14 protein-coding genes are annotated in these 18,016 nt (G+C 67.7%); 9 read left to right on the top strand and 5 right to left on the bottom strand.

Annotated elements, in window-relative coordinates; genetic code table 11:
• The first annotated feature begins 49 nt into the window (after nucleotides 1-49).
• From AAC997_RS06845 to AAC997_RS06830, 4 genes are all read left to right on the top strand, one after another.
• Nucleotides 50-1,321, top strand: coding sequence for an LLM class flavin-dependent oxidoreductase (locus AAC997_RS06845; protein WP_340644940.1), 1,272 nt, complete (start codon nucleotides 50-52; stop codon nucleotides 1,319-1,321).
• 12 nt (nucleotides 1,322-1,333) lie between these two features.
• Nucleotides 1,334-2,110 carry an alpha/beta fold hydrolase gene (locus AAC997_RS06840; protein WP_340644939.1) on the top strand — a complete coding sequence of 259 codons (777 nt, stop codon included), beginning with the start codon at nucleotides 1,334-1,336 and terminating at the stop codon, nucleotides 2,108-2,110.
• Between the two features lie 230 nt (nucleotides 2,111-2,340).
• The gene (locus AAC997_RS06835; RefSeq protein WP_340644938.1) at nucleotides 2,341-2,688 is read left to right on the top strand and encodes a c-type cytochrome; all 348 of its coding nucleotides are present in this window, start codon (nucleotides 2,341-2,343) and stop codon (nucleotides 2,686-2,688) included.
• The gene (locus AAC997_RS06830) at nucleotides 2,685-4,079 is read left to right on the top strand and encodes a D-arabinono-1,4-lactone oxidase (protein WP_340644937.1); all 1,395 of its coding nucleotides are present in this window, start codon (nucleotides 2,685-2,687) and stop codon (nucleotides 4,077-4,079) included. Before AAC997_RS06835 ends, AAC997_RS06830 begins: the two co-directional genes overlap by 4 nt.
• A gap of 109 nt (nucleotides 4,080-4,188) precedes the next feature.
• Here the strand turns inward: AAC997_RS06830 and AAC997_RS06825 are convergent, their stop codons facing one another.
• The 3 genes from AAC997_RS06825 to AAC997_RS06815 all read right to left on the bottom strand — a co-directional run bounded on the left by AAC997_RS06825 (nucleotide 4,189) and on the right by AAC997_RS06815 (nucleotide 8,922).
• The gene (locus AAC997_RS06825; RefSeq protein WP_340644936.1) at nucleotides 4,189-5,250 is read right to left on the bottom strand and encodes a GDSL-type esterase/lipase family protein; all 1,062 of its coding nucleotides are present in this window, start codon (nucleotides 5,248-5,250) and stop codon (nucleotides 4,189-4,191) included.
• Between the two features lie 274 nt (nucleotides 5,251-5,524).
• Complete coding sequence (locus AAC997_RS06820) at nucleotides 5,525-6,727, bottom strand: acetyl-CoA C-acyltransferase (protein WP_340644935.1); 1,203 nt, start codon at nucleotides 6,725-6,727, stop codon at nucleotides 5,525-5,527.
• A 113-nt stretch (nucleotides 6,728-6,840) separates the two neighbouring features.
• A complete protein-coding gene (locus AAC997_RS06815; protein ID WP_340644934.1) occupies nucleotides 6,841-8,922 on the bottom strand; it encodes a 3-hydroxyacyl-CoA dehydrogenase NAD-binding domain-containing protein in 2,082 nt (693 codons plus the stop codon).
• A gap of 172 nt (nucleotides 8,923-9,094) precedes the next feature.
• On the opposite strand from AAC997_RS06815, the gene AAC997_RS06810 reads away from it, so the two are divergent.
• The 5 genes from AAC997_RS06810 (at nucleotide 9,095) to AAC997_RS06790 (ending at nucleotide 14,959) form a co-directional block, all read left to right on the top strand.
• Nucleotides 9,095-9,871 (top strand): SDR family oxidoreductase, encoded by a 777-nt coding sequence (locus AAC997_RS06810; RefSeq protein WP_340644933.1) that lies wholly within the window; start codon nucleotides 9,095-9,097, stop codon nucleotides 9,869-9,871.
• Between the two features lie 96 nt (nucleotides 9,872-9,967).
• On the top strand, nucleotides 9,968-13,030 hold the full coding sequence (locus tag AAC997_RS06805; protein WP_340644932.1) for a YdbH domain-containing protein: 3,063 nt from the start codon (nucleotides 9,968-9,970) through the stop codon (nucleotides 13,028-13,030).
• 10 nt (nucleotides 13,031-13,040) lie between these two features.
• Nucleotides 13,041-13,226, top strand: a complete 186-nt coding sequence (locus AAC997_RS06800) for a YnbE family lipoprotein (protein WP_340644931.1) — start codon at nucleotides 13,041-13,043, stop codon at nucleotides 13,224-13,226.
• A gap of 12 nt (nucleotides 13,227-13,238) precedes the next feature.
• Nucleotides 13,239-13,592, top strand: coding sequence for a YdbL family protein (locus AAC997_RS06795; protein WP_340644930.1), 354 nt, complete (start codon nucleotides 13,239-13,241; stop codon nucleotides 13,590-13,592).
• Between the two features lie 137 nt (nucleotides 13,593-13,729).
• A complete protein-coding gene (locus tag AAC997_RS06790) occupies nucleotides 13,730-14,959 on the top strand; it encodes a TetR/AcrR family transcriptional regulator (protein ID WP_340644929.1) in 1,230 nt (409 codons plus the stop codon).
• 9 nt (nucleotides 14,960-14,968) lie between these two features.
• Here the strand turns inward: AAC997_RS06790 and AAC997_RS06785 are convergent, their stop codons facing one another.
• Both AAC997_RS06785 and AAC997_RS06780 read right to left on the bottom strand, forming a co-directional pair.
• The gene (locus tag AAC997_RS06785) at nucleotides 14,969-16,456 is read right to left on the bottom strand and encodes an MFS transporter (RefSeq protein WP_340644928.1); all 1,488 of its coding nucleotides are present in this window, start codon (nucleotides 16,454-16,456) and stop codon (nucleotides 14,969-14,971) included.
• Nucleotides 16,457-16,521: 65 nt separating this feature from the next.
• Complete coding sequence (locus AAC997_RS06780) at nucleotides 16,522-18,015, bottom strand: MFS transporter (protein WP_340644927.1); 1,494 nt, start codon at nucleotides 18,013-18,015, stop codon at nucleotides 16,522-16,524.
• Nucleotide 18,016 lies beyond the last annotated feature (1 nt).

The following is an 18,016-nucleotide window of genomic DNA, read 5'->3' as shown; positions in this document are numbered from 1 at the left end:
ATCGTCGTTCACATGACCGCCCGACAGAGGCGGCGCGGAGGAACGACCGATGAAGTTCACCTGGTTCAACCTGATGCCGTGGCCCTATCTGCCGGACGATTTCCGGGAGAAGAACCGGTCGGTCTGGGTCGATATCGACCAGAAGCTGTTCGACCCCGCCAAGAGCCATGAGGTCTACAACACCTATATGGACCTGCTGGAATACGCCGACACCCTGGGGTTCGACGGCGTCGGTGTGAACGAGCACCATCAGAACGGCTACGGCATCATGCCCAGCCCCAACATCATCGCCGCCGGCCTGGCGCGCCGTACCAAGGACGCGGCCATCGTCGTCCTGGGCAACTCCATCGCGCTCTACAATCCGCCGATCCGCGTGGCCGAGGAGTTCGCCATGCTGGACTGCATCTCGGGCGGCCGGCTTGTCGCGGGGTTCCCGGTGGGGACCTCCATGGACACCAACTATTGCTACGGCCAGATTCCCTCGCTGACGCGGGAGAAGTACCAGGAGGCCCATGACCTGATCATCAAGGCGTGGACCACGCGGGAGCCCTTCGCCTGGAACGGCCGCTACAACAAGCTGCGGCACGTCAACATCTGGCCGCGCCCGATCCAGGATGCGCCGCACCCGCCGGTCCACATCCCGGGCGGCGGCTCGGTGGAGACCTACGACTTCTGCATCGACAACACCTACTCGTACTCCTACCTCAGCTTCTCCGGCTATCTGAGGGCCCAGGCCCTGATGGACGGCTACTGGCGCCGGGTGGACGAGCGCGGGGTGGACAAGAGCCCCTACCGGGCGGGCTTTGCGCAGACTATCCTGGTGGCCGATACCGACGAGGAGGCTGAGCGGCTCTATTCCGAGCACGTGAGCTATTTCTACAATCGCTGCCTGCACGTCTATCCGGGCTTCGCCGACGCGCCGGGCTACCGGACCATCAAGACCATCCAGACCGGCGCTCTGTCGCAGTACGCCCCGCCGCGCGGCGGCTACACCCAGCTGACCTGGAAAGAACTGACCGAGCAGGGCCACGTGATCGCCGGCTCGCCGGAGACCGTACGTCAGCGGATGGAGGAACTGATCAAGGGGCTGAACGTCGGCAACATCTTCTGCCTGATGCACGTGGGGAACATGCCCGCCGACAAGTGCATGTATTCCACCAAGCTGTTCGCCGAGAAGGTGATGCCGAAGCTTCGGAACATGTTCCCCGACTGGGATGACGACAACCGCTTCTGGACCAGCCCGCTGGCCAAGCGCGTCACCTCGGGCAGCCTGCGCAAGGAGGCGCCCACCAGCGCCGAACTCGCCAAGACCTACGCTTAAGGGGGAGCGATCATGGACCTCAAGACCGTCGAAACCCCGCACGTCCCCGTCCGCTATCTGGAGGGCGGCTCCGGCCCTGACCTCGTCTTCCTGCATGGCGCGGGCGGGGTGACGCCTGAGGACCCGTTCCTGGGCGCCCTGGCCGAGAAACACCACGTCTACGCGCCGCTGATCCCTGGCTACGGCGACAGCGAGGAATGCGGAGAGATCCGCGACATGCTGGATTTCACCCTCCACACCTGGGACGTGGTGGCGGCCCTGGGCCTGAAGGACCCCATCCTGGTGGGCCACTCGATGGGCGGCATGATCGCCGCCGAGATGGCCGCTATCGCGCCCAATGACGTCACCCGCCTGGGGCTGATCTGTCCGGCGGGAATGTGGGACGACGACCATCCGGTGGCCGACATGTTCTCGCTGATGCCCTACGAGATGCCGCAGTATCTGTTCCACGACGCCGAGGCCGGGGCCGCCATCCTGACCGCGGGCCGCAATGTCGAGGATCCCAACTTCCTGCAGACCTATCTGGTGGCCAACGCGCGCCAGCTGGGCATGGCCGGACGTATCCTGTTCCCGATCCCGGAGCGGGGCCTGTCTCAGCGCATGTACCGGATCAAGGCCAGGACGGTGGTGATCTGGGGCGACAGCGACCGCATGGTCCCGCCCTTCTATGCTCACGGTTTCAAGAAGGGCATCGCCGGCGCGGAGTTGGTTTCGATTCCCGAGGCCGGCCACATGGTGACTGTGGAGAAGACCGCCCAGGTGGTGGAGGCCATCAGTAGGTTAGGCTGATCATTTAGGATTCATCCCTTTTCTCCGGCCCCGCCCCACCCGTTCCTGGGGCGGACGATCCATACCCACGATCCAGGTCGAGCCCTGATCTCTGGCCTCTGCCGTGATGTGGGCTCCCTCACCATGCAGCAGTTCCGGGGGTTGGCGGCCCGGTTCGTGGTTCCAATCTTCCCTGAACCACGGCTAGGCTCTCTCTCGGCAAGAGGGCCAGCGCGCCCCGGGGAGGACGCTTGAGACACCTGCTTATCCTGGCCGCGCTGCTGAGCCTCGCCGCCTGCGCCAAGCCGGCCGGGCCGCCCGCCGACTATGCCAGTCTCAAGCCCGCCGACCCGCGTCTGGCGCAGCTCTATGAGGGCTCCTGCAAGACCTGCCACGTCAATCCGGCGGCCGGGGCGCCGCTGACCCACGACGCGCGGGCCTGGGCGCCCCGCTGGCATCAGGGGGAGGGCGTGCTGCTGGACCATGTGGTCCAGGGCTACCGCGCCATGCCGGCCGGCGGCCAGTGCGCGGCCTGCACGCCAGACGACTTCAAGGCCCTCATCGCCTTCATCGCCGGCCACGAGGGAGATAGGTCATGATCAGCCGCCGCAAGGCCCTGCTGGCCGGGGCCGCCGGTGTCGTGGTGGTGGGCGGCGGGGGGGTCGCCCTGGCGGTCCGGGAGAAGCCCGAGCCGATCTCGCCGCCCAGCGTCGACCGTCAAGGCCGTCTGCTCTGGCGCAACTGGTCGGGCATCGAGAGCGCCTATCCCGCCGTGCGCAGCGCGCCCAGCTCCGAGGCGGAGGTCGCCGCGACCTTGAAAACGGCGCCGGCCCCGATCCGCCCGGTCGGCGCCGGTCACTCCTTCACCGGCCTGGCGCCGACCTCCGGCGCCCTGATGACCCTGGACCAGGTGGCCGGGATCGACCGCTGGGAGGGCGACGAGGCCGTGGTCTGGACCGGCACGCGCCTGGGGGCGCTCGGACCGGCGCTCGCCGCCAAGGGCCGGGCCATGCCCAACCTGCCCGACATCAACAAGCAGTCCCTGGGCGGCGCCATCGGGACGGGCACCCACGGCACGGGGACGTCCTTCAAGGCCATCCACGGCGACATCACCGCCCTGCGACTGGCGACCGTGGCCGGCGAAATTCTGGAGTGCGACGCGGTCCATAACGCCGACCTCTTCAACGCCGCCCGTGTGTCGCTGGGCGGGCTCGGCGTCATCACCCAGGTCCGGCTGAAAACCTCGGCCAACAGGCGGCTGCACCGCCACGTCTGGATCGAGCCCTTGGCGGAGACCATTGCAAGGTGCGAGGAACGCTGGGCCAAGCATCGCAACTACGAGTTCTACGCCGTCCCCTTCACCGACCTGGCGGCCAACATCAGTCACGACGAGACCAACCTGCCGGCCACGCCGCCCGCGGCCTCCAGCGACGACGCCTTCCTCGAGGTCCTCAAACAGCTGCGCAATCTGCTGGGCTTCTCCACCCCCCTGCGCAAGGCGGCCGCCAAGGCCCTGCTGGGCTCCACCAAGCCGGAGGAGGCCGTGGACCAGGGCTGGAAGCTGCTCTCCACCGAGCGCCCGGTGCGGTTCAACGAGATGGAATTCCACCTGCCGCCGCAGAACCAGATGGCGGCGCTGAAGGAGGTGGTGGCGGCCATCGAGGCGCACCGACGTGAGGTCTTCTTCCCCATCGAACTGCGCCGCATCGCCGGCGACGACGCCTGGCTCTCGCCGTTCAATGGCGGGCCGCGCGGCTCCGTGGCCGTCCACTGCTACTACAAGGACGACTACCGGTTCCTGTTCGACCTGATCCAGCCGCTCTTCCTGGCGCATGGCGGGCGGCCCCACTGGGGCAAGCTGCACAACCTCAAGGCGCCGCAGCTTGCCAAGCTCTATCCGGACTGGGAGGCCTTCCAGGAGGTCCGCCGCAGGCTCGACCCCCGGGGCCGCATGCTGAACCCCTATCTGCGCGAGCTGTTCGGGGCCTGACTCACGTCATCCCGGCCGCAGCGAAGCGGAGAGCCGGGACCCAGGGGCCACACCCCCCCCCTGGGTCCCGGATCGGCCCGTCGGCCGTCCGGGATGACGGTTGGGAGGGTCAGGCCTTGATCAACCCCTCCGGCCCGCTCAGCACCAAGTCATGGAACCGCTCTCCCATCAGCCGGTAGCCCTCGGTGTTGGGGTGCAACGCGTCGGGCAGCAGGGCCGCGTCGGCGGGACCAAACAGTTCCAGGCCGTCCAGATAGCCGATCGCGGCGTCCCCGGTCCGAATTCGCGCGGTCACCACCTCCCGCAGCAGCTGGCGCATCCGGACCAGGGTCAGGCCCTCGCCGGCCTCTTCCCGCGGTGGCGACCAGATCGGGGAGACGATGAGCATCGGCGTGATGGGGTGCTTCTCGCGGATGATGGAGATCATCGCGTGGGCGCTGTCGAGGAAGGTCCGCTCCTTCAGCAGCCCCTCGCCGTGGACATTGATCCCCAGTTTCAGGACGATCGCATCGGCCCGCTGGTCGCGGATGATCCGCGCAGCCTGGCCGCTCAGCAGGCAGCAACCGGCCCAGCCCAGGTTCAGGTGATCGAGATTCGCCAGGTTGCTGGCCACCGCGGGCCAGTTGGCGGTGGCGCCCTCGGCTTCCATGCCGTGGGTGATGGAGCTGCCATGAAACAGGATGCGCGGCCGCCACTCGGCGGTGGGCTCCAGGTTGGCGCCCTTGTCGACCGCCAGGCCGGTGACCGCCACCGTCGCGGCCTGGGGGAGCCACAGCTCCACGGTCTTGGTCCCGGAGGGCAGGCTGGTGAACTCAACGGTGAGGGCCGGGTCTCCGACGAGCTTGCCGTCGGCCTCCATCACCGCTCCGCCCTCACCCCAGCCGCGGGCGAAGAAGGCCCCGTCCACATAGAGGTCATAGGCGCCGCGCTTCTCCCCGTCATTGGCCTGGGCCAGCAGGTGCTGGGTGGCGGTCAGCCGCACGGTGGTGCTGTCGGTGGAGAACCGCAGCCGGCAGCCAGTGGCGCAGGACCCGACCCAGCGGTTGAAGGCGTCGTAATAGGGCAGCTCCTTCACCGGCAGTCGCATCGGCTGCAACGATCCCTCGCGTCGCCGGATTTCGATCTGGCCATCCATGAGGGTCTCGATGGCGGTGAGGGGGACGGCTTGCATGCGGAACTCCATTTCCGCTCCATCTTGATCGGGGAGGGGGACCCTCCGCAAGGAGGGTGCGGTCGCCGGCAGCGGCGTCAGACTTCTCCTCCCCCGGTCCCTGCGCAAAGTCTGGGGGGCTCCGCGAAGCCGAGGACTTGCTGCCCCGGCTACGACAATGGCCCCTCAGAGGAAGCCTGCACTCGACCCTCTCGCGCAAGGAGCTACCGGTGCGCCCACGAAAAAGGGCCGCCCATGCGGACGGCCCTCATCGATGTGATTGGGGTCAGAGGTCTTAGAAGATCTCGAACAGACCCGCCGCGCCCATGCCGCCGCCGACGCACATGGTGACGACGCCGTACTTGTAACCGCGGCGCTTGCCCTCGTGCAGGATGTGGCCGGTCGCGCGCGCGCCGGTCATGCCGTAGGGGTGGCCGATGGAGATAGCGCCGCCGCTGATGTTGTACTTGGCGGGATCGATGCCGAGCTTGTCGCGGCAGTAGACGACCTGCGAACCGAACGCTTCGTTCAACTCCCACATGTCGATGTCGTCGATGGTCAGGCCGTTACGTTCCAGCAGCTTGGGGATCGCGAAGACGGGGCCGATGCCCATTTCTTCCGGGCCGCAGCCGGCCACGGCCATGCCGCGATAGGCGCCCAGGGGGGTCAGGCCGAGACGCTCGGCTTCCTTGCGCTCCATGAGCACCACGGCGGCGGCGCCGTCGGAGAGCTGGCTGGCGTTGCCGGCGGTGACGAACTTGCCCTCTTTCACGATCTGGCCGCCCTTGAACACGGGGCTGAGCTTCTGGAGGTCGGCCAGGGTGGTCTGCGGGCGGTTGCCCTCGTCCTGGGTCAGGCGGACTTCCTTTTCGGAGAACTCGCCGGTCTCCTTGTTCTGCACCAGCATGGTTGAGGCGAGCGGCGCGATCTCGGCGTCGAACCGGCCGTCGGCCTGGGCCTGGGCGGTGCGCTGCTGGGACTGATAGGCGTACTCGTCCTGGGCTTCGCGGGAGACGCCGTAGCGCTCGGCCACGATCTCGGCGGTCTCGATCATCGAGGTGTGGATTTCCGGCACGTGCTCGTTGAGCCAGGCGTCGCTGGTGCGATAGCGGTTCATCTTGTCGTTCTGAACCAGGCTGATGCTTTCCAGTCCGCCGCCGATGGCGACATTGGCGCCGTCGTTGAGGATGTACTTGGCGGCCGTGGCGATACCCATCAGGCCCGAGGAGCACTGACGGTCCAGGGTCATGCCCGAGACGGTGTTGGGCAGGCCCGCGCGGAGCGCTGCTTGCCGGGCGATGTTGTTGCCGGTGGAGCCCTGCTGCAGGGCGGCACCCATCACCACGTCGTCGACGGTGGCCGGATCGATGCCGGCGCGCTTGACCGCCTCGGCGATCACGTGGCCGCCCAGCTCGGCGCCGGAGGTGTTGTTGAACGCGCCGCGATAGGCCTTGCCGATCGGCGTGCGGGCGGTGGAGACGATGACGGCTTCACGCATGAAGGGGTCCTTAGGGCTGAGGAGAGACGGGTAATTTGAGCGGGTGGAATGTCACAAGTCGCTGGAAGGCCCCACCGAAATAGTGGCTCTCCGGTGATTTTCGAGATGCAGTCCTACAGGTCGGAGAACTTCTTGCCGTCGGCCACCAGCTTTTCCAGCAGCGGCGACGGCTTGAAGGCGTCGCCCATCTTGGCCTGGAAATCCTGCATCTTGGCCAGCACCTTGGCCGGGCCGACCTGGTCGCCGTACCACATGGGGCCGCCGCGATAGACCGGCCAGCCGTAGCCGTTCTGCCAGACCACATCGATATCCGACGCGCGGATGGCCTTCTTCTCTTCAAGGATTTTCACACCCTCGTTGATCATCGGGAAGATGCAGCGTTCCAGGATTTCCTCGTCGCTGATCTTGCGCGGATTGGCGCCCGACTTGACGATGAAATCGTTGATCACCTTCTCGGTGAAGGGGCTGGGCTTGGCGACGCGGTTCTCGTCGTAGTCGTAATAGCCGGCCCCGGTCTTCTGGCCGCGGCGATCGGCTTCACACAGCACGTCGCGGATGCTCTCGCCGTTGGAGCGCTCCTTCACCCAGCCGATATCCAGGCCGGCCAGGTCGCTCATGGCGAAGGGACCCATGGGGAAGCCGAAGTCGAAGAGCACGCGGTCGATATCCCAGGGCATCGCCCCTTCCATCACCAGCTTCTGGGCTTCGCGCTGGCGCTGGCCCAGGATGCGGTTACCGACGAAGCCGGGGCAGACGCCCACCAGGGTGGCGGTCTTGCCGATCTGCTTGGCCAGCTTCATCGAGGTGGCGATGACGCTGTCGGAGGTGTGGTCGGCGCGGACGATCTCCAGCAGTTTCATGACATTGGCCGGCGAGAAGAAGTGCAGGCCGATGACGCTCTCGGGGCGCTTGGTCACCGAGGCGATCTCGTCGATGTTCAGGCCCGAGGTGTTGGTGGCCAGGATCGCGCCGGGTTTGCAGATGGCGTCCAGCTTGGTGAAGATGTCCTTCTTGATGTCCATCCGCTCGAACACCGCCTCGATGACCAGGTCGACGTCGGCGAAGCTATCTTCCATCGACAGCGAGCCGGTGATCAGGGCGCTACGCTCCTCGACCTGGGCGGCCGTGATGCCGCCGCGCGAGGCGGTGCGCTCATAGTTCTTGCGGATGATGCCGAGACCCTTGTCCAGGGGCTCCTGCTTCTGCTCGACGATCACCACCGGGATGCCGGCGTTGGCGAAGTTCATGGCGATGCCGCCGCCCATGGTGCCGGCGCCGATGACACCGACCTTCTTGATGGGGATCAGCGGGGTGTCGTCGGCGATGCCGGGGATCTTCTGAGCCTGCCGTTCGGCGAAGAAGGTGTAGCGCTGGGCGGCCGACTGGCTGCCGGCCATCAACTCGTTGAACAGCTTGCGCTCGACCTTCAGGCCCTCGGCGAAGGGCAGGTTCACCGCCGCCTCGATGGTCTGGATGTTGTATTCCGGGGCCAGGAAGCCGCGGAACTTGCGCGCATTGGCCTTGCGGAAGTCGGCGAAGATCTCGGGCTTGCCGCGGGCGGCCTCGACCTTGGCGTTCTGGTCGCGGATCTTGGTGAGCGGGCGGTTTTCGGCCACCACCTTGCGGGCGAAGGCGATCGCGCCGTCGCGAAGCTTGCCTTCCTCCACCAACTCGTCGGCCAGGCCGCCGGAGAGGGCTTCCTTGGCCGGTACGTGGCGGCCGCTGGTCATCATCTCCAGGGCGCGTTCGGGGCCGACCACGCGGGGCAGGCGCTGGGTGCCGCCGGCGCCCGGCAACAGGCCGAGGTTCACTTCGGGCAGGCCGAACTTCGCCGACGGGACGGCCACGCGATAGTGGGCGCAGAGCGCGACCTCGAGGCCGCCGCCCAGCACGGTGCCGTGGATCGCGGCCACCACCGGCTTGGTGGAGCTCTCCATCATGTCCTGGACGTCGGCCAGTTGCGGATCGGCCATGGCCGATCCGAACTCGGTGATATCGGCGCCGGCGATGAAGGTGCGGCCCTCGCAGATCAGCACGATGGACTTGGCGGCCGGATCGGCGATGGCGGCCTTGAAGCCCTCGTAGAGGCCCTGGCGCACCGCGGCCGAGAGCGCGTTCACGGGCGGGGAGTTCAGGGTCAGGACGGCGACGTCGCCATCCAGCGTGAGATCGGTCACGGCGTTGATGGCGGTCATGGGCGCATCCTCGGTTCGGTGTTTCAAGGCCGCCTCTAGACTGGGCGGCTGGAGAGATTCAAACGTTTGTTACAGGCCCGTCGCGCGTGGCGCGAGTCAAATGTGCGTAGGGTTTTCGCGGCGGAAACCTGGGTTTAAGACCAAGCCTCAACGATCAAAAGGGAAGCGCCTGATGGCTCTGGATCTGTTCTCACTGAAGGGCCGCGTGGCCCTCGTCACCGGCGGCTCGCGCGGCATCGGCAAGATGATCGCCGCCGGCTTCATCGAGCAGGGAGCCAAGGTCTATATCTCCTCGCGCAAGCCGGGCGCCTGCGACGAGACCGCCGCCGAGCTTGGCGAAAACTGCATCTCCCTGCCGCAGGACGTCTCCACCGTGGAGGGCTGCCAGTCGCTGGCCAAGCGCTTCAGCGAGCATGAGGGGAAGCTCGACATCCTGGTCAACAACGCCGGGGCGGCCTGGGGCGCGCCCTTCGACGCGTTCCCGGAGAGCGGCTGGGACAAGGTGATGGACCTGAACCTGAAGTCGCCCTTCTTCCTGACCCAGGCCCTGCACGGGGCGCTGAAGGCCGCCGCCAGCCACGAGCAGCCGGCCAAGGTGATCAACATCTGCTCGATCGACGGCATCCGCCTCAATCCGCAGGAGACCTATTCCTACCACGCGTCCAAGTCGGGCCTGATCTACCTGACGCGCCGGATGGCCGCGACGCTGATCGAGGATTCGATCAACGTCACCGGCATCGCGCCGGGCGCCTTCGCCTCGGAGATGAACCGCGTGGCCCGCGACCAGGGCGACCAGATCGCCAAGCGCATCCCCTCGCGCCGCATCGGCCGCGATGAGGACATGGCCGCAGCCGCCATCTATCTGGCGTCGCGGGCCGGTGACTACGTCGTCGGTGAAACCATCGCCGTTGACGGTGGCGTGGCGCTGGCCACCCTCGGCGGGCTCTAGGACAAAGCGGGCCGTTTTCCGCATCTGCGGGGAACGGCCTCACCCCTGCCGTTTTTGCGCTAAGACTGGAACTCCCAGTCGCAGCAACGGCGCGCCTTGACCGATCCTGAGATCATTCCCCTGGCGACCGCCAAGGCGACGCGGCGCACCTGGCGCACCGTCCTGGTGCTCGCGGGCGTGACCGTGGCTCTGATCCTGGTCGTGGCCTATGGCGGCCGCCGGGTCATCGCCCGCGAGGCGCTGACCGGATGGCTGCGGTCCCAGGGCGTGGAGTCGCAGGTCGCCTTCGCCACCTTCGGCCCCGGCGGCTTCACCGGGACCCTGCGCATTGGTCCGGCCGCCAACCCCGATCTCACAGCCCAGGTCGCGGAGGTCCGCTATGGCCTCACCGGCTGGTGGGCGGGCAAGCCCTTCGGCGCCACGGTGACCGCTGTGCGACTGGTGCGTCCGGTGATCAAGGGCCGCTGGACGAACGGCCGCCTGAGCCTCGGCGCCCTCGATCCGCTCATCGAAACCTTGCGCAAGCGCCCACCGCGTCCCGACGCCCGCCAGCCCAGGATCGTGGTGGAGGACGCCCGCCTGCGCTTGGACACAGACTACGGCCCGCTGTTGGCTCGGGCCAGCGCCCTGCTGGACAACGGCCGGCTGCTGCGTCTCGACACCACCTTCGCGCCCACGACGTTGCAGGGTCACGACCGCTCTGTCCGCCTGGGACCTGGCGAGCTGCATCTGGTGACGGAGGGCGACCAGGTCTCCTCGACCCTGGAGACCACGATCCGCGACCTCAAGCTGGGGCAGGTCACTGTCCAGGAGGCGACGATCCGGCTCACGGCCCGCACGGCCTATCCGGACCTGAAGCAGAAGCGCGGCGACGGCGCCCTGACTCAGGTCCTGAAGGTCGACGCGCGGTCGGTGGCCCACGGAACGACGCGGCTGCGGGATGTCAGTCTGGAGGCGACCTTCAACGGCCAGTCCGCCGGCTGGATCGACACCTTGGCCATCACCGGCGACGGCGCGGCGGTGCTGGGCGCAGCCCGCGCCGACCTGGCGGGCGCTCGGGTACGCGGTCTGCGGATGACCGCCAATGTCGGAGGCCTCAACTGGACACGGCGCGGTGGCGACCGGGTCGCGGCCAGCCTGGCCACACGGGTCAGGGCCGAGGCGCTGACGAAAGACAAGCTCGCCCTGACCCGGCTCTCCGGCGCCTTGCGCGGCTCGGCGGTCCTGGCCGCCGAGGGGGGTGACCTGGCTCTGGCCGGCACGGTGGCGACCCATGGCGACTGGTCGGGGCTGGGCCCCGTCAGCGCCGGCGACGCTCCGCAGATCGCGGCCCTCAAGCGCGCCGTCCGCAGCTTCGACGCCGAGACGCTCGGGCTCTCCGTCACGGCGGGAGAGGGCGGTTTGACGCTGGCCCTGACCTCGCCCCTGACGGTGCGCCCCACCGCCGGCGGCCTCGCCACGATCTCGGCGCGAGGGCGCAGGCCCATCCATGCCGGTGGCGGCGGGGCCCTGAACCTCGCGGTCAGCGGCGGCGGCTTGCCCCAGGTGGACCTCGCGGTGGACCGCTATCGCCTGACCGCTGGCGGCCTCACCGCCCAAACCCATGTGAAGGCCGAGCTGGGCGTTGGCCCGGTCCGCGACGGCAAGGTCACCGCCGACGGCGAGCTTCGGATCGCGGACGGCGCCATCGCCTTCACGGCCTCCCGTTGCGCCCCGGTCTCCGGCCGCCTGGAACTGGGGACCAATGGCGTCGAGGCCCTCGAGACCCAGCTTTGTCCCACCGGCGCGCCGCTGTTCACCCTGGCCAAGGGCGACTGGCGCATCCGCGCCGACGCGACGTCCCTGTCGGCCAAGGTCCCGTTCCTGCAGGCGGCGGTGAGCCAGGGCGCCGGGCGCCTCGACCTGGGCGCTGTCGACGGGGGTTTGGCCGGAAGCCTGGCCCTCACCTCGGGGATGATCACGGACACCACGCCCGACCTGCGGTTCAACCCGGTCCGCGCGACCGCCCTGGCCCGCGTCAGCGGCGAGGTGTGGACGGCTGACATCGGTGTCACCGATCCCGCCGGTCATGCCCTGGGCAAGGGCGGCCTCGGCCACGACGGCGCCACCGGTGGGGGCACGCTCACCTTCGACACCGGAACCCTGACCTTCGCCGAGGGCGGCCTGCAGCCTGCGGCCCTCTCGCCCCGCGCGGAGATGGTGGGCTCGCCCGCCGCAGGTCAGGCCCGTTTCCAAGGTCAGGTGTCCTGGACCAAGGCCGGTTCCACCAGCGGCGGGACGCTGGATATCCCCGGTCTCGATTTCCGCAGCCCCGCAGGACAGGTCTCGGGCTTGTCGGGCAGCGTCACCTTCACCAGCCTCGCCCCGCTGACGGCCGCGCCGGGCCAGACGTTGAAGGCCCAGCGCATCGAGGCGCTGGCGGGCCTGACGACCGCCCAGGTGACCTTCGGCATCGCCGACGAGGCGGTGAACGTCGCCGGTCTCGATATGGCCCTGGCCGGCGGCCAGGTGCACGTGGAGCCCTTCAGCCTGCCCTTCGCCGGCGGCCAGTCCTGGAAGGGCGTGGTCGGCTTCGAGGACGTGCAACTCTCGGACCTGGTGGAGGCCTCGCCCTTCGCCAATCGCATGGACCTGACCGCCAGGGCCAGCGGGACAATCCCGTTCACCGTGACGCCGGACGGGGTTCGGATCGTGGGCGGCACGCTCCGCGCCACCGGCCCTGGCCGGCTGTCCATCCGCCGCGACGCTCTCACCGGGGTGGCCGCCGATGGGGCCTTAGCGGCGGGCCCATTGGGTGACGAAACCCCGCCGCCGGAGACCGACACCTTCACCGACTTCGCCTACCAGGCCATGGAGAACCTGGCTTTCCAGAGCCTGGACGCCAGCATCAACAGCCTGCCCCGAGGCCGGCTCGGCATGCTGTTCCATATCAAGGGCGAGAACGCGCCGCCGACCCATCAGGAGATCTGGCTGACGCCGCTGGAAATCCTCACCCGCAGCTTCCTCACCAAGAAGCTGCCCCTGCCGTCGGGCACCAAGGTCGACCTGACCCTGGACTCATCCCTCAACCTGGATCAACTGCTGGGCGACTTCGCCGAGTATCAGAAGCTGCGCGGTTCAGACGCCGTTCAGCCGAACCTTGCGAAACCCAACCCATGAGGTGCCCGCTATGAACCCCGCCAGATCCCTCGCCGCGCTCGCGGTCGCCGCCGCCGGCTTCGGTTTCGGCGCCTGCGCGACGGTGCATGTCGATGTGAAGCCGATCACCATCTACGCCAAGCTCGACGCCGATGTCCGCCTGCGGCTGGACGACGACGTCAAGGCGCTCATCAAGCAGAATCCGGACCTGTTCTAAGGGGCCATGACCATGAATTTCCAACACCACCTGATCCCCGTCGCCGCCGTCATCGGTACGCTCGTGGCCGGACCGGCGTTCGCCGACAGCGCCAAGGACACCGTGGACGCCGCCAAGGCGGCGGGCGTCGTGGGCGAGCGAAACGACGGCTATCTGGGCTTTGTGAAGGGCGAGGGCGCCCCTGCCGTGCAGGCCGCCGTGGCCGAGATCAACGCCGGCCGCGCTCAGCTCTACCGGGGTGTGGCGGCCAAGAACGGGGTCACGCCGGAAACCGCCGGCGCGGCGACCTACAAGAGCGTGGTCCAGCTCAAGCTGCAGCCCGGAGAATTCTATCAGACCGCCGAGGGCGCCTGGGTTCAGAAGTAGCGTCCCGACGCCCTCGCGCGTGTTCCCTTCGGGGTGACGTGCGGGGAAACTTGTTGCTTGGCGCGGAGATAGACCGTCCGATACAGAGGGATATTCGCTGAGCGGTCAGGTTCGGCCACGCGAAGGTCGGAGGGGAGATGGCTGAACGAAACGTCGCCCGGTCGACGGACCGCTTCGAGAAGAAGCGCGACGCCATCCTCGACGCCTCCACGGTCATCCTCAACACGCAGGGAGTGAAGGGGCTGACCCTGGGGGTCGCCGCCGCCGCCGTCGGTCTCTCCACCACCAGCGTCACCTACTACTTCAAGCGCAAGGACGACCTGGCCGCCGCCTGCCTGATGCGTGGCATCGACTGGCTGACCCAGGCCGCCGAGGCGGCCCTGATCGAGAAAACCCCCACCGAGCGCCTGCGCAGGCTGCTGGAGCTCTATCTGGAGCGGATCCGCCAAGGCGCCATCGGGGCCGCCCCGCCGCTGCCGGTGCTGTCGGATATCCGGGCGCTGAACAATCCGCGTCGCACCGAGGTGTTCGACGCCTTCATGAAGCTGTTCCGCAAGGTGCGGAACCTGTTCGACACGCCCGACCTGTCATGGCTGGGCCGGGGCCGCCGCACGGCGCGCACCCACATGCTGCTGGAGCAGCTGTTCTGGGCCGGCGCCTGGCTGCCCAAGTACGATCCCGAGGACTACGACCGCATCTGCGACCGGATGTTCGACATCCTTACCGGCGGTCTGGCCGTGGAGGGGGCGGAGTGGGCTCCGGCGCCTGCGCCCCTTGCCGAACTGGCCGCGCCCGACAGCGCTGAGCTGGGCCGCGAAACCTTCCTGCTGGCCGCCACCCGCCTGATCAACAGCCGAGGCTACAAGGGGGCCTCGGTGGACAAGATTTCGGCTGAGTTGAATGTCACCAAGGGCAGCTTCTACCACCACCATGAGGCCAAGGATGACCTGGTGGTGGCCTGCTTCGATCGCACGTTCGAGGTGATGCGGCGCGTCCAACGCCTGGCCATGAGCCAGCCGGGCGACCAGTGGTCCAAGCTCTCCAGCGCGGCCGCGGCGCTCGCCGAATACCAGCTCTCGGAATATGGCCCGCTGCTGCGCACCTCGGCGCTGTCGGCCCTGCCCGAAGCCATGCGTGAGGAGCAGGTGGCCCATTCCAACCGGGTCTCCGACCGTTTCGCCTCGATGATCTCCGACGGCATCGCCGAGGGGTCGATCCGGCCGGTGGATCCCTTCATCGCCGCCCAGATGCTGAACGCCACCCTGAACGCCGGCGCGGAACTGGCCTTCTGGGTGCCGGGTGTGACCCAGAAGGCCGCACCGTCGGTCTTCGCCCGGCCAATGCTGATGGGCATTTTCGCCCGGTGATCGCGCCGGTTAGCTGAGTTTTCCGGTCTGGCTCGCCGGCTCGCCCTCGTTCACTAGGTCCGCCGCCGCCGCCAGCTTGCGCAGGGATTCGGCGTGGCTCTCGCGGGTGATGCGGTAGCCGCTCATGAAGGCGAGGCAGAGACCGTAGAGGACCACCAGAACCGGGACATAGATCATGCCCAGGCGGGCGATGACGGCGGGATCGACCTCGCCCGGCTTGGCGCCCTGCGGGAAGGCCGCAGCCTTCAGCAGCATGGCCGAGGTGAAGATGCCGATCCCGGTGACCGCCTTGGCCACGAAGGCCGAGGCCGCGAAGAACAGGCCTTCCGAGCGGCGGCCGGTCTGCAGTTCGGAATCCTCCACCACATCGGCGATCATCGAGGCGGTGAGGATGTTGGAGGTGATGGTGGCTCCGGTGGAAATCACGTTCTGCACGAAGATCAGCGGGAACAGCAGGGCGCTGCCGTTCTCCGGGAACAGGCCCAAGAGGCGCAGCACGATGGGGCTGATCCCCACCACGACGCCGATCGACAGCAGGGTCATGGCCGAGCGCTTCTTGCCGAACTTCTGCGAAAAGACCGGGGCCGCGGCGAAGGCGAACAGGGCCGCGGTCAGGCTGGCGAAGGTGAACAGTGCGATCTGGGCGGAGCTGAACTCCCAGAAGAAGGTCGTGAAATAGAGGCTGATGGAAAGGGTCAGGCCCCCGGCCATGGCCCCGAACAGGTTCGCGACCAGGATGCGCAGGAAGGACCGGTGGGAGAGCGTGCCCACCATCTCGCGAGCCAGGGTCGGCAGGCTGAGTTTGCGGTGGGGGGCGTCGCGCAGGAACGGGATCTGGCTGTGGGTGCCCACCGCGGAGATAAGGATGGCGGCCAGCATCAGCAGGGCCGCGGCGACGCCGTAGTGGGCGTAGCCCTCGACATTGAGCTGGCCGACCTTGTGGTTGGCGTCCGGGGTCAGGAAGACCTTCAGGGCGGCGAAGTACATCGCCAGGCCGCCGATCCAGCCGAACAGGAAGCGGTAGCTGAGCAGCTTGGTCCGCTCGTCGTAGCCGGTGGTCAGTTCGGCGGCGAGCGCGGAGGAGGGAATCTCGTAGCAGGTGATGAAGCTGCGGATCAGGATCGCCACACCAATCAGGTAGAAGAACAGACCCTGGTGATCCAGCGACTTGGGGGGGCTCCAGAGCAGCAGGTAGGAGATCGCCACCGGAAGGGCGGCGGCGTACATGAACGGGTGCCGACGGCCCCATTTGGAGCGGAAGTTGTCGGAGGCCTGGCCCACGATCGGGTCAAGGAAGGCGTCGACGAACAGGGCGATCATGATCGCCAGGCCTACGGTCTGGGCGGGCAGGCCCATCACCTGATTGTAGAAGATCAGCAGGAAGTAGGAGAAGCCGTTGTCCTTCACCCCGAAGGCCACGGAACCAAAGCCGTAGAACAGCTTGGTGGGCAGGCTCAGCCGCCGGCCGGTTTGAGCATCTGGTACGGCTTCGGCCACTGTCTTTCCCCCGGCTTCTGTTTTGTTTTGCGAACCTAGCCCGCTTTCAGCGCGCCGTCTTGGTCTCAGGCGCCGCCCGCGCCGTCCACGACGGGATGGGCGTTTTCGATACGGGACCGCTCGGCCACCGCGGCGGCCTCCTCCAGGGTGGCGACGTTGCTGGCGTGCAGGTCCTCGTCGATCTTGTAGGGCAGCAGGACAAGGATCGAGAGCAGGCTCATGCCGGTGTTGATGGGCAGGAAGATCAGCGCCAGGCGGCGCATGACCTCAGGGTCGACGGATCCGGCCGCCGCATGGGTCGGGAACGCCACCACGGTCAGCAGCACGCCTGACAGGAACACCCCCATGCCGCCGGTGAACTTGGGCAGCAGTCCGTTGGCGGCCAGCAGCAGGCCCTCCGACCGCACGCCGGTCTTCACCGCGGCGTCTTCCACCACGTCGGCGATCATCGAGGAGATGATGATGAAGCCGGAGATCGCCAGGGTCGTGGCGATGAAATAGTCCACCAGCAGCAGGGTGAGCACCATGCCGCTGTCGGTGGGGGCCAGGTTCAGCAGCTTCAGCGACAGCGGGATAGCCGAGGTGAAGACCGAGCAGGTGAAGAGGCCTATCATCGCCCGCTTCTTGCCCCAAGCCTTCGAGGCGGGGCCGGCCACGAGGACGCCGGAGACCGAGGCCAGGACCCCGGCCATGGAGATGTAGGAGATCGAGGCGGCGCTGACGCCCCACAGCTCGATGTAGAAGTACTGGCTGAGCGCGCCGGACAGTCCGGTGGAGACGCCTGAGCAGAGGCCCGAGATCATCACCACGATCAGCGAGCGGTTGCCGATGGTGCCGACGATTTCCCTGGCCACCTGGCGCAGCGGAACCTTGCGGACAGGCGGCTGGTACAGGTCCTTGATGTGGCGGTGGGTGCCCATGGCCGAGACCAGGATGGAGACCGCCATCACGCAGGCCGCCAGGATGCCGAAATTGGCGTAGCCCTGCTTGTTCAGGATGCCGCCGGCCGCCGGCGACAGGAAGACCTGATAGAGCACCACATTCATCCCCAGGCCCCCCAGGACCCCGAAGAAGAACCGGTAGCTGAACAGGCTGGTGCGCTGGTGGTAGTCGCTGGTGAGTTCGGGCGCCAGGGCCGAGGACGGGATCTCGTAGAGGCTGACGCAGAGCCGCAGCAGCACCAGCATCCCGATCACGAAGATGCCGGTGGTGGTCACCGGCCAGGTGGACGGCGAATTCCAGAAGGCGATGCAGGCCACCGCGATCAGCGGCGCCGAGGCGTACATCAGCGGGTGGCGGCGACCCCACTTGGTGCGCAGCTTGTCCGACCACTGGCCGATGGCCGGGTCGATAAGGGCGTCCAGCATCAGGGTCAGCATGATCGCCGTCCCCACCCACAGGGCGGGCAGGCCGATGACCCGGTTCAGGTAGGGCTGCAGCAGGGTGGCCGAGAGGCCCAGGACCGAGACCCCGACGGCGATGGAGCCCACCCCGTAGGAGAGCTTGGTGCCAACGCTGAGCGTTGACGTTTCTCGAAGGGTCGGTATGGCGTCGGGCACG

The sequence above is a fragment of the Phenylobacterium sp. genome (assembly GCF_037968635.1).
Taxonomy (GTDB): domain Bacteria; phylum Pseudomonadota; class Alphaproteobacteria; order Caulobacterales; family Caulobacteraceae; genus Phenylobacterium.
The sequence above is the reverse complement of the archived record's forward strand: the minus strand, read 5'-3'. Positions and strand labels throughout refer to the sequence as shown.